Annotated in this window: 11 protein-coding genes; 4 read left to right on the top strand and 7 right to left on the bottom strand. The window is 61.9% G+C overall.

Translation table 11 applies throughout. From position 1 onward, the window contains the following. The first annotated feature begins 10 nt into the window (after positions 1-10). From IEV58_RS10860 to IEV58_RS10845, 4 genes are all read left to right on the top strand, one after another. Positions 11-676, top strand: a complete 666-nt coding sequence (locus tag IEV58_RS10860) for an amino acid ABC transporter permease (RefSeq protein ID WP_188409754.1) — start codon at positions 11-13, stop codon at positions 674-676. Between the two features lie 26 nt (positions 677-702). After that, on the top strand, positions 703-1,482 hold the full coding sequence (locus IEV58_RS10855; RefSeq protein ID WP_188409753.1) for an amino acid ABC transporter ATP-binding protein: 780 nt from the start codon (positions 703-705) through the stop codon (positions 1,480-1,482). Positions 1,483-1,523: 41 nt separating this feature from the next. Beyond that, positions 1,524-2,435, top strand: a complete 912-nt coding sequence (locus IEV58_RS10850; RefSeq protein ID WP_188409752.1) for an aminotransferase class IV — start codon at positions 1,524-1,526, stop codon at positions 2,433-2,435. 127 nt (positions 2,436-2,562) lie between these two features. Next, complete coding sequence (locus tag IEV58_RS10845; RefSeq protein WP_229729358.1) at positions 2,563-4,236, top strand: chloride channel protein; 1,674 nt, start codon at positions 2,563-2,565, stop codon at positions 4,234-4,236. A 16-nt stretch (positions 4,237-4,252) separates the two neighbouring features. On the opposite strand, the gene IEV58_RS10840 is transcribed toward IEV58_RS10845, so the two are convergent. The 7 genes from IEV58_RS10840 to nuoN all read right to left on the bottom strand — a co-directional run bounded on the left by IEV58_RS10840 (position 4,253) and on the right by nuoN (position 12,161). Then, positions 4,253-4,939: an ABC transporter ATP-binding protein gene (locus tag IEV58_RS10840; RefSeq protein ID WP_188409750.1), complete on the bottom strand. Its 687-nt coding sequence runs from the start codon at positions 4,937-4,939 to the stop codon at positions 4,253-4,255. Then, positions 4,936-6,228: a lipoprotein-releasing ABC transporter permease subunit gene (locus IEV58_RS10835; protein ID WP_229729357.1), complete on the bottom strand. Its 1,293-nt coding sequence runs from the start codon at positions 6,226-6,228 to the stop codon at positions 4,936-4,938. Before IEV58_RS10835 ends, IEV58_RS10840 begins: the two co-directional genes overlap by 4 nt. Positions 6,229-6,235: 7 nt before the next feature. Further along, positions 6,236-7,558: a proline--tRNA ligase gene (gene proS, locus IEV58_RS10830; RefSeq protein WP_188409749.1), complete on the bottom strand. Its 1,323-nt coding sequence runs from the start codon at positions 7,556-7,558 to the stop codon at positions 6,236-6,238. A 391-nt stretch (positions 7,559-7,949) separates the two neighbouring features. Then, a complete protein-coding gene (locus IEV58_RS10825; protein WP_188409748.1) occupies positions 7,950-8,204 on the bottom strand; it encodes a DUF1467 family protein in 255 nt (84 codons plus the stop codon). 59 nt (positions 8,205-8,263) lie between these two features. Next, positions 8,264-9,943: a ribonuclease J gene (locus IEV58_RS10820; RefSeq protein ID WP_188409747.1), complete on the bottom strand. Its 1,680-nt coding sequence runs from the start codon at positions 9,941-9,943 to the stop codon at positions 8,264-8,266. Then, positions 9,940-10,671: a biotin--[acetyl-CoA-carboxylase] ligase gene (locus IEV58_RS10815; RefSeq protein ID WP_229729425.1), complete on the bottom strand. Its 732-nt coding sequence runs from the start codon at positions 10,669-10,671 to the stop codon at positions 9,940-9,942. Before IEV58_RS10815 ends, IEV58_RS10820 begins: the two co-directional genes overlap by 4 nt. Positions 10,672-10,724: 53 nt before the next feature. Next, positions 10,725-12,161, bottom strand: a complete 1,437-nt coding sequence (gene nuoN / locus IEV58_RS10810; RefSeq protein ID WP_188409746.1) for an NADH-quinone oxidoreductase subunit NuoN — start codon at positions 12,159-12,161, stop codon at positions 10,725-10,727. Between the last annotated feature and the right edge of the window lie 11 nt (positions 12,162-12,172).

Below are 12,172 nucleotides of genomic sequence, written 5' to 3'. Positions count from 1 at the left end.
GGATCGATCGATGAACTATCAAATCGACTTCACCCTCATCCTGAACAGCCTTCCGGTATTGCTTCGCGGCCTCCTGGTGACGATCCAGCTCTGGATTCCGAGCATCGTAATAGGTTTTTCGCTCGGGTTTCTGCTGGCGCTGGCGAGGCTCGCCAGGAGCCCATTCCTGAGGATTCCGAGCCTGGGCTACATCGAACTGTTTCGCGACACACCGGTGCTGATCCAGCTGATCTGGCTCTTCTACGCCTTTCCGATCGTCATCGGGGTCCAGCTCTCCCCCTTCACAGCCGCTCTGCTCGGCCTTGCCCTCAACACCTCTGCCTACTCGGCCGAGATTTTTCGCGGCGGCATCCAATCCATCGTATCGGGCCAGTGGGAAGGCGCGAGGGCGCTCGGCATGCGGCACACAATCGTGCTGCGAAGGATCATCCTTCCGCAAGTCTTCAAGAGAATGCTTCCGGCCTTCACAAATCGCGCGATCGAAGTTGCGAAGATGTCCTCGCTTGCCTCGGTCATTTCCGTTCATGAACTGATGTATCAAGGGCGCCTTCTCAGCTCGGCTTACTACAGGCCGCTGGAAATCCTCACCACCGTCGCTGTCATATATTTCATCCTGATCTATCCCGGCAGCTATCTTTCAATGAGGCTCGGACGCCGCATGGCAGCCAGAAGCTGACTGCCACACACGGGAGACAATCCCCCATGTCAGAATCCATTCTTCGCGTTTCGAACCTCCAGAAAAAGTTCGGGAGCCTGCACGTGCTCCGTGGCATCGACTTTGCCGTCGAACCGGGAGAGCGTGTCGCCATCATAGGCGGCAGCGGCTCAGGCAAGAGTACCTTTTTGCGGTGCCTGAATTTCATGGAGATCCCGACCTCGGGAACGGTCGAGTTGGACGGCAAGACACTCGGCCGGCCGATCTCGGACACATCGGATGTGAGACAGTATCCGGAAGCGGAACTCTGCCAGGTTCGCGAGCGCGTCGGCATGGTGTTCCAGCAGTTCAATCTCTTTCCTCACATGACGGTCGTTGAAAATGTGATGGAGGGATTGGTCACCGTCAAAAGGATGAAGAAGCCGCAGGCCCGCGAACGCGCACTGACGGAGCTGCGAAAGGTCGGTCTGGAGGAAAAGGTCGAGGTCTATCCCAGCCGCCTGTCGGGCGGACAGCAGCAACGTGTCGCGATTGCCAGGGCTCTCGCCATGGAACCTGAGATCATGCTGTTCGACGAACCCACCTCCTCGCTGGACCCTGAACTCGTCGGCGAAGTCCTGCGGGTGATCCGCCAGCTCGCCGATGAAGGACGCACGATGCTTCTCGTGACCCATGAGCTCGGGTTCGCGTATCACTTTGCGACCAAGGTCATATTCCTGGCCGACGGCGTCTTCCATGAGGTCGGCACACCGGACCAGGTACTGAAAAATCCCGTTCAAGAAAAAACGCGCACATTCCTGAACAGATTCAGCGAGTTCTCCTTCTAAGCCGGAACCGTATCAATGAAGAAAACTGAAAGGCCAAGGAAATGACGGTGAGTAACACCAGCTCCCAGGGTTATGCCGATGATAGCCGCAACGATGACGTGCTCATCTACGTGAACGGAGAGTTCTACAAGCGCGACGAAGCAAAGGTGTCCGTTTTCGACGCCGGTTTCGCGCTCGGTGATGGCGTGTGGGAGGGCATCCGTCTCGTCAAAGGCAAGCTGATCGCGCTCGATGAGCATCTGGACCGCCTCTACGAAGGCGCAAACTCGATACAGCTCGATATCGGTATGACGCGTGATGAGATGGCCGCTACGCTGTGGGAGGTATTGAACAAGAACGGGATGACGGACGGCGCGCACATGCGCCTCATGGTTACACGCGGCCGGAAAAAGACGCCGAACCAGGATCCGCGTTTTGCATTGGGGCAGCCGACGATCGTCATCGTGGCCGAGTACAAACTGCCTAAGCCCGAATCCAAGACGAATGGCCTGCGTCTTCTCACCTCGACCATTCGATGCAGCGGACCTGACGTCTTTGATCTGCGCCTCAATTCCCACAGTCGCCTGAACTTTATCCAGGCCCTGCTCCAGGCCATCAACGCCGGCGCTGATGAAGCGCTTATGCTTGATCCCTACGGCTTCGTTGCAAGCTGCAACTCCACGAACTTCTTCATCGTGCGCGATGGGGAGCTGTGGACATCAACGGGCCGGTTCAACTTCAAGGGCATCACGCGCAAGAAGGTTATTGCCCTGTACGATCAGGATGGCGGTACCGTTCGGGAAAAAGACTTCACCCTTGCAGAAGTCTACAACGCCTCCGAAGCCTTCGTGACCGGCACACTCGGCGGCATAACGCCTGTAGCGAGCATCGACGGCAGAAAAATAGGAGACGGCAGGCCAGGCCGGATCACGCAGCACATCGCTGATCTTTATTCGAATTATCTCTCAGCTTGATTGTAAGCTAAAGCGCATGGCCGCGATTGAACGACCAGAAGGTGGAAAGCCTCGGCACGATCGACGATTCACCTTCAAGGTGCCTCATCGGTTTCGGGCATTCGTTCGCGCGGACGAACTATGGCTCGTGTTGCTGGCCACGCTCATCGGCGTCCTCGCCGGTGGGTGTGTGGCCGCAATGCTCGCCCTCATCCAGTGGCTTCATCACGTGCTCTTTGCCGTGGAAGGCCATGAGGTCAGCGGGGCATCCTTCATCGAGCCGTGGCGCGCCGCCTTCATTCCGGCCATCGGCGGGCTCATTCTCGGGCTGGTGAGCTGGTTGATCGCCCGCCGCTCGCGGCTGCCCGTCATCGATCCCATTGAGGCCAATGCCCTCTACGGCGGACGCATCCCCACGCCGGGCAGTCTGCTGCTTGTATTCCAGACCATGGTTTCAAACGGCTTCGGCGCATCGATCGGCATGGAAGCCGGCTATACACAGATCAGCTCCGCCCTTGCCTCCCGGCTGGGGCAGATTTTTCACGTTCGACGAAGCGACCTCAGGACATTGGTGGGCTGCGGCGCCGCGGGAGCGATCGCCGCGGCCTTCGACGCTCCCTTGACGGGCGCGTTCTATGCTTTTGAGCTCGTCATCTCCACCTACACGATCGCGACGCTTGCGCCGGTCGTTATTGCATCCATCGCAGCCGTCGGGGTCATGCGGCTCCTGCTTCCCCAACCGTCCTTCCAGGTTGGTTTCGCTGGAACGCTTTCAGCCTCGGACTATTCCCTCGTTCTCATCATGGCGATTTTGAGCGCGCTCATCGCGATCGCCATGATGAGAACGGTGACGCTGGTGGAAGTCATCTTCAATAAGAGCAGGCTTCCCATCTGGATAAGGCCGAGCATCGGAGGCATCTGTGTCGGCGGCCTCGCGCTTGTCACGCCTGCGGTCCTGTCGTCCGGGCATTCCGCCCTTCATGTGGGCTTCGGCGCTTATTACACCGCGCCATTCCTCGCCTTGCTGATCCTATTGAAGGTGCTCGCCTCCGCCATCTCCATCGGGTCAGGCTTCCGAGGCGGCCTCTTCTTCGCCTCGCTCTTCCTCGGTGCCATGCTCGGGAAATTGGTTGCATTCGGATGGATGGTGGCCTTCGGGCTCCAGATCCCGGGCGTCGTCGTTGCCATCGTGGGCATGTGTGCCATGGCGACAGCCGTTCTGGGCGCACCGCTGACCATGGCCTTCCTGGCGCTTGAGACCACCGGAAGCCTTCCGCTCACGATCGCGGTGCTCGTGGCCGCCGTCGTGTCATCAATCACCGTCCGCCGTATATTCGGCTATTCGTTCGCGACATGGCGCTTCCATCTGCGCGGGGAATCGATCCGTAGCGCGGCTGATATCGGCTGGATCCGTGAACTCACGGTGGGACGCATGATGCGCAAGGACGTCCGCACGATCCGCTCAGACACCGACGTCAGCCAGCTTCGCCGCGATTTCCCACTGGGAGCGACCCAGCGCGTCATCGTGGTGGATCAAGCGGATCGATATGCCGGGATCGTCCTGGTGCCGGAAATCCACCGGGAGCTTCCGCCGGGAACCACGGCCGGGGATCTGGTCCATTTCGCCGACATCGCACTGGTGCCAAGCTTGAACGTGCGCGAGGCCATGAAGGCCTTCTCGTCGGCCGAAAGCGACGCGCTCGCGGTAATCGACAACACGTCCGAAAGGAACGTCCTGGGCCTTCTCACAGAACAGCACGCTCTTCGACGATACAGCGAAGAGCTTGATCGGCGGTCGAACGAAGGCAATTCACGCGGCTAAGCTCGAGGCGATCCGGTTAGATCTCCTCCACCTTCCCGTCCTGGATGGTGATGCGGCGGTCCATGCGGGCCGCAAGCTCCAGGTTGTGGGTTGCCACCAATGCGCCCACGCCCGACGCGCGCACCAGGTGCAGCATGGCCTTGAACACATGGTCGGACGTTCCCGGATCAAGATTGCCCGTCGGCTCGTCTGCGAGCAGGACGCGCGGCGCGTTGGCGACGGCGCGGGCGATGGCTACCCGTTGCTGTTCGCCACCCGACAGTTCCGACGGCCGATGCGACACGCGCTTGGCAAGCCCGAGCCATCCCAGAAGTTCAGCGGCGCGTTTCGTGGCCTCGCCGCGAGTGAGCCCGCGAATGAGCTGCGGCAGCATCACGTTCTCAAGAGCGGAGAATTCCGGCAGCAGGTGGTGAGCCTGATAGACGAAACCGATGGCTCCGCGCCGCAGCGCGGTCCGGGCTTCGTCATCGAGCCCGACGGTCGGACGGCCCATGACATAGACCTCTCCGGAATCGGGCTTCTCCAGAAGGCCGGCGATCTGCAACAGGGTCGACTTGCCCGTACCCGACGGGGCAACCAGCGCGACCGCCTCCCCCGGGTTCAGCGTCAGGTTCGCCCCTTTCAATATGTCGAGCCGCCCCTCGCCCTGCACGAAGGCACGTGCGACATCGACGGCAACCAGCGCGGGCTCATGTTCCATCATTCGTACCTGAGAGCTTCGACGGGATCGAGCCGCGCTGCCCGCCAGCTCGGATAGAGCGTCGCCAGGAACGACAGGACAAGCGACATCAGCACCACCGCCATCACCTCGCGCGGTTCCATATCGGCCGGCAGGCGGCTGAGGAAGTAGAGCTCCGGCGAGAACAGCTCCGTCTGTGTCAGGCTGCTGATGAACTGGCGGATCTCCTCGACATTGAGGCAGACGATGGTGCCGAGCACCAGTCCGGTTAGTGTTCCCAGAGTGCCGATGGCCGCGCCGGTGATGAGGAACACGCGCATGATCGTGCCGCGGGTCGCGCCCATGGTGCGCAGGATCGCGATGTCAGGGCCCTTGTCCTTCACCAGCATGATAAGGCCGGAAATGATGTTGAGCGCGGCCACCAGCACGATCAGTGTGAGGATGAGGAACATCACGTTCCGTTCCACCTCCAGTGCGCTGAAGAAGGTCGCGTTGCGCTGCCGCCAGTCGGTCAGAAGCGCCGGCCGTCCCAGAACTTCCATGATCACCGGTCGCAGGCGTCCCACGCTGTCGGGATCATCCAGATAGATCTCGATGGAGGACGCGCTGTCTCCCTGGTTGAAATAGGCCTGCGCCTCGGCGAAGGGCAGAAAGACCATGGAGCTGTCATATTCCGACATGCCGACTTCGAAGACAGCCTTCACGGGGTAGCCCTTGATGCGCGGCGTGGTGCCCATGGGGGTCACGGCGCCGCGTGGCGAAACAAGCGTCAGAGTATCCCCGGTTCTGAGGCCAAGGTTCTGGGCCAGCCGCCGGCCGATCACAACCCCGCCCCCGTCGTCATAGTTCTCCAGCGTGCCTTCGCGAATATTTCCGGAAACGATGTTGAGGCGCTGCAGATCGCCTGAGGAAATGCCGCGCACGAGGACCCCGGTGGACTGGTAGGGCGAGGACGCAAGCGCCTGCCCCTCCACCAGAGGAATGGCGGATCGGACACCGTCCACCTCCTCCACCCGGCTGGCGAGACCGGTGAAATCCGTCAGCGGGCTGTCCACCGGTTGAACGATCACATGGCCATTGACCCCGAGGATCTTGCCCATGAGCTCGTTGCGAAAGCCATTCATGACCGCCATGACGATGATGAGCGTCGCCACGCCAAGCGCGATCCCAAGGAAGGAGAAGCCGGCGATGACGGAGATGAACCCTTCCTTGCGGCGGGCGCGCAAGTAGCGGCCGGCGATCATCCACTCGAAGCCCGCAAACGGCTTGGTGCCGCCGAGATGTTGCTGTGCCGCCGTACCGCTGCCGCTCACGCTTGCCTCACCCAACGAGCTTCACCACCGCTGCATCGGGCGACAGGATCTCGCGCTCGCCGGAGGAGCGATGCTTGAGCTCAACCGTGCCGTCGGCGAGGCCCTTCGGGCCGACGATCAACTGCCAGGGAAGGCCGATCAGATCCATGGTGGCAAACTTGCCGCCAGGCCGATCGTCGGTATCATCGTAAAGCACTTCGACGCCGGCCCGCGAAAGCTTTTCGTAGAGCGCCTCGCAGGCCGTGTCGGTCGCCTCATCGCCGCGCTTGAGGTTGATCAGGCCCACCTTGTACGGGGCAACGGCTTCCGGCCAGATGATGCCCTTGTCGTCGTGGCTGGCCTCGATGATGGCAGCCAGCAGGCGACTCGGACCAATGCCGTAGGATCCCATGTGGACCGGCACTTCCTGCCCGTTGGGGCCAGCCACATGGGCGCGCATGGGCGCCGAATATTTGGTGCCGAAGTAGAAGATATGCCCCACTTCAATCCCGCGGGCTGAAAGCTGTTCGGCCTCAGGAAGAGCGCCGAAGGCAGCCTCGTCGTGCTTTTCTTCGGTTGCGGCATAAAGATCGGTCCAACGGTCCACCAGGACCTGAAGCTCCGCCCGATCCTCGAAGTTGACATCCTCGGCCGGCGTATCGAAATCAAGGTAGTCCTTGTGACAGAACACCTGGCTTTCGCCCGTCGAGGCGAGAATGATGAACTCATGGCTGAGATCGCCGCCGATGGGCCCCGTATCGGCCTGCATGGGGATGGCCTTGAGGCCCATCCGCGCATAGGTGCGCAGATAGGCCACGAACATGCGGTTATAGGCGTGCCGGGCGCCCTCGGCATCGAGATCGAAGGAGTAGGCATCCTTCATCAGGAACTCGCGCGAGCGGTAGACGCCGAAGCGGGGGCGCACCTCGTCCCGGAACTTCCACTGGATGTGATAGAGATTGAGTGGCAGCTGCTTGTAGGACCGCACCGACCCACGGAAGATCTCCGTGATCATCTCCTCGTTGGTCGGCCCGAACAGCATGTCGCGCTCGTGGCGATCCTTGATGCGGAGCATTTCCTTGCCGTAGTCGTCATAGCGGCCGCTCTCGCGCCACAGATCGGCCGACTGGATGGTCGGCATCAAAAGCTCGATGGCGCCGGCGCGACTCTGCTCTTCCCGAATGATGTCGCAGACCTTGTCCAGCACGCGATGCCCGAGCGGCAGCCAGGCATAGATGCCCGCTGATTCCTGCCGGATCATTCCGGCGCGCAGCATCAGGCGGTGGGAGATGACCTCCGCCTCCTTGGGCGTCTCCTTGAGAATGGGAAGGAAATAACGGCTAAGACGCATGAAGGAGGCTCCGGAAGTCAAACGGTGTGCGACGCAGGACGCGCGACGAAAACCGAATTCTGTTCAAAATACAAGGTCTTCACAGCCAGAATGCTGTGGCTTGCAAGCATGGATGGCAGCACAGTAGACCAAACCGCACTTTTTTTTGGCAAGGGCTGCACAAGAAGGTGACAGAGTAGATTCCTTGTCGTAACATTTAGTCATAAGAAGTGAGGCCAGTGCCCGTTCGGGTGCGCAACCGATCCAAGTCTTGGGAGGAAGTGTGGCGCGATCACCCGCGCCTACGTCTGGTTTGAAGTCGTCTATCCCCACAGGACGACTCCCAGGCGGTCAAGAAAGGAGCACTGGAAAAAGCGAGGCTTATCGGCCTTGCTTTTTTTTTGGCTTCGCTTCAGCCGAGGACCGGCTTTGAATAGCCGATCAGGCCTGTGCTCCAGGCCCACCACAGCGCGCCAAAGATCACGCCGGAAACAAGCGAGGTCACCAGCACGATGCGCAGCAGTGGCGGGCGTGCCGGTGCGCCGGGATCCGAGCCGGCGACCACGTTGCCTTCTTCCAGCTGGCTGCGGATACCCCACGGAAGCACCGCGAAAAGCACCACCCACCAGATGACGAAATAGACGGCAAGACCGTTGATGATGGGCATGGAGCGACCTCTCAGTTCCGTCTGCGTGCCGAACTAGTCTGAGAACCGTGGCATGCCCGTCATACGGTCAGCACAAGCACATGACAAACGGGCTTTTTGCCCCACACCTGATTGAGCTCGGCGCGGATGGCACGTTCCACGACATCCGCGACGAAGGCCGGATCGCGGCGCCGGGCGCGCGGCAGGTTGTCTAAGGTATCGAGGGCCGTGTCGCGTACGATGTCGATGAAGCTCTCGCCCTCACCGTCCTTCTCGGGAAGACCCGTCAGCGCCACATCAGGATCGCTGACGACCTCGCCTTTGGGCGTCATGGCAAGCGCCACGCTCACCGCGCCGGCGAAGGAAAGCTTGCGCCGTTCAGCCGTCGCCGGGTCCCTTTCCGAAAGCAGCAGCCGCCCGTCCTTGTGCAGACGGCCCGACGGTGCATCGCCGATGATTTCCGGCTTGCCCGGAGCAAGCTTGACCATCTTGCCGTTGCTGCCCTCCACCACCGTGGGTATGTCCAGCTGTTTGGCGAAGGTGGCATGTTCGTGCAGATGCAGGGCTTCGCCGTGCACGGGTACGACAGCAGCCGGCTTCAGCCAGGAGTAGAATTCGGCGATTTCCCCACGGCGCGGGTGCCCCGAGACATGGACGAGGCGGGTGCCATCGGTGATGACCTCGACCCCCCGCACGATCAAACCGTTGATGATGCGTCCCACGGCCTTCTCATTGCCGGGGATGGTGCGGGACGAGAAGATGACCTTGTCGCGCGACGACAGGGCGATTTCAGGATGGGTGTCCTCGGCGATTCGGGCCAGCGCGGCGCGCGGCTCGCCCTGGCTGCCGGTGAGGATCAGCACGACTTTATCAGGCGGGATATAGCCGTAGTTCTTGGGAGTGAGAAACGCCGGAATCCCGTCGAGATAGCCGGTTTCCCGGGCGACATTGATGGAGCGCTCCATGGCGCGGCCCACCACCACCACCTGGCGGTCGGCGGCCAGCGCCGCCTCCGCGATCGCCCGGATCCGGCCGATGTGAGAGGCGAAGGTTGTCACGGCCACTCGGGCCTTTGCCTCGCGGATGATCTCCGCGAGCGACGCGGCGACATCGGCTTCCGAGGGCGAGCGACCATCGCGCGTGGCATTGGTGCTGTCGGCCACGACCGCGAGAACGCCCTCCTCGCCAAGCTCCCGGAAACGCTTCTCATCCGTGCCGGGCGGCGTCGCCGGATGCGCATCGAGCTTCCAGTCGCCGGTATGGACCACGAGACCTGCGGGTGTCCGGATCGCCAGAGCGGTGGCTTCCGGGATGGAATGCGCGACCGAAACCATCTCCACATCGAATGGGCCAAAGCTGATCCGGCTGCCGGGAGGCACGATACGCATCTCCGGCCGCGGCGCGGGAGGACCGGACTCCGAAACACGCTTGGCCTCCAGTAAGGCGGCGGCGAAGGGCGTGGCGGCGACAGGGACCCGAAGCCGCGGCCATAGATCGAGCAATGCGCCGAAATGATCTTCATGCGCGTGCGTCAGAACGATGCCGACGAGGTTCTTGCGTTCCGCCTCGATGAACGAGATGTCGGGCATGATGAGATCGATGCCGGGGGTCAGCGCGGGATCACCGAAGGTTACCCCGCAATCCACCATCAGCCAGTTGCGCTTGCCCGCTCGTCCATAGCCATAGAGGCCGAGGTTCATGCCGATCTCGCCAACACCACCAAGCGGAACGAAGACCAGATCGTTGTCTGCCTTTGTCATATACCAATCCTGCCCGGCGTGCCGAGGAACACCTCGCCATAGCCGATCACTTTACGCGCGCCGTCGGCGCCTTTGAGAATGAGCCGCCCCTGGCGGTCGAGATCTTCGAACGTGCCCGTCAACGTCGCCTCCGGCAGTCTTACCGTGATCGGCCCGCCAAGTCCCGTCGCCCTGTCGAGCCAGCTCTCTCGGATTTTTGCGAAACCCGCCGAGGTGCGCCAGACGGAAAGCCACTGCGCCCAGCTTCCCGACAAGGCGTGAAAGAGTTCGCCGGGCCCTGTTTCAGCGCCAAGGCCTCGGAGGCTCACTGCCGGATAGGGGAGATCGGTCGGATGCCAGAGGCAGTTCACGCCAAGGCCAACAACAAGCCGTGTTTCCTGCCCGGGACGGCTCTCAGCCTCAATGAGGATGCCGGCGAGCTTGGCGCCATCGATCAGGATGTCGTTGGGCCATTTGACGGCAAGCCGGCCGCGCGCGGCGGGCGCGACGACTTCGATGGCGTCGGCAAGTGCGAGCGCCGCGACAAGGCCCAGAAGCGCCGCTCGTTCCGGCGCCAGAGTTTCCGACAGAAGGCAGGTTGCGTAGAGATTGCCGACAGGCGAATCCCACGCCCTCCCCCGACGTCCCCGCCCCGCCTCCTGGCTGTGAGCCAGGATCCACAGCGGACCGGCCTCGCCATCGCGGCCACGGCGAAGAGCCTCGGCGTTGGTCGAATCGACCGTCTCCAGAACAGCTAGGCGATGCCCCGCGTCCAGGGCGAGCCGATGCAGTGTCGGCGGCGTCAGAACAGGCTCCTGGCCGCCGCGGCGGCAGCCTCGGTCAGGGGCAGCGGATAGATGCCGAACAGGACGATCGCAATGGAGGAAAGCGCGAGCACCGTCCGCAGCTCGAAAGCCATGGGTTCGAAGTGACCCTTGGGATCATCGAAATACATGATCTTCACGACGCGCAGATAATAGAAGGCGCCGACGACGCTGGTCACAACGCCGATCACCGCCAGCCAGTAAAGGCCCGCCTGGATGGCAGCCGTGAAGACGTAATATTTCGCATAGAAGCCGGCGAGCGGCGGAATGCCGGCAAGGGAGAACATCAGGACCAGGAAGCAGAGCGCCATCGCCGGCTTGGTGCGCGCGAGGCCGGACAATTCGGCGATGTCTTCCACCATGCCTTCCTTGCGGCGCATGGCCATGATGCAGGCGAAGGTGCCGAGCGTCATGGCGAGGTAGATCGCAAGATAGATCAGGACGCCCTTCACGCCCTCCTCCGTGCCGGCCGCAAGTCCCACTAGGGCAAAGCCGATGTGGCCGATGGATGAATAGGCCATGAGGCGCTTGATGTTGCGCTGGCCGATGGCGGCGAAGCTGCCGAGCGCCATGGAGGCGATGGCGATGAAGGTGACGATCTGCTGCCAGGAGTCCTGGATGTTCGGGAAGGCATCGATGGCGACCCGCACGAAAAGTGCCATGGCGGCCATCTTCGGCGCGCTGGCGAAGAAGGCCGTGACCGGAGTTGGGGCGCCCTCGTAAACGTCGGGCGTCCACATATGGAACGGCACGGCGGAGACCTTGAAGGCAAGACCGGCAAAGACGAAGACAAGCCCGAAGACGAGGCCAAGCGACGGCGTGCCCGTTGCGATCTGCGCGATGCCTTCGAAGCGCACCGTGCCGGTGTAGCCGTAGATCAACGAGGCGCCGTAGAGCAGCATGCCCGAGGACAGTGCGCCGAGCACGAAGTACTTGAGGCCGGCTTCGGTCGATCGGACGTTGTCGCGATGAATGGCAGCGATCACATAGGCCGCCAAGCTCTGAAGCTCCAGGCCGAGATAAAGCGCGATAAGGTCATTTGCCGAGATCATCAGCAGCATGCCGAGCGTCGCCAGCACGATGAGGATCGAGAACTCGTAACGCTCGAACTTCTCGGTCTTGAAGAACTGCAGGCCCATGGTCAGGGTCGCGATCGATCCGATCAGCGTCAGAATCTTGAAGAAAACGGCGAAGCCATCGACCAGGAAGCTCCCGTTGAAGATGGTGGACCGTTCGCCGGGGAGCCAGAACAGCAGTCCGAGAGCGGCGATCAAGATGGCCAGTGCCACACCGTTGACCACATGCCCGCGCCGGTCGCCGCCGATGGCGCCGAGCAGGACAAGGACGAGAGCACCTCCGGCGAGCAGAAGCTCCGGGGCGGCGGGAAGAAGGGCCGGAAAGGAAAACGGCGTCATCTCGGCTGGTC

Source organism: Agaricicola taiwanensis, assembly GCF_014635245.1.
Lineage (GTDB): Bacteria > Pseudomonadota > Alphaproteobacteria > Rhizobiales > Methylopilaceae > Agaricicola > Agaricicola taiwanensis.
Note: the sequence above shows the minus strand (reverse complement) of the source record. Positions and strands in the feature narration are given on the sequence as shown.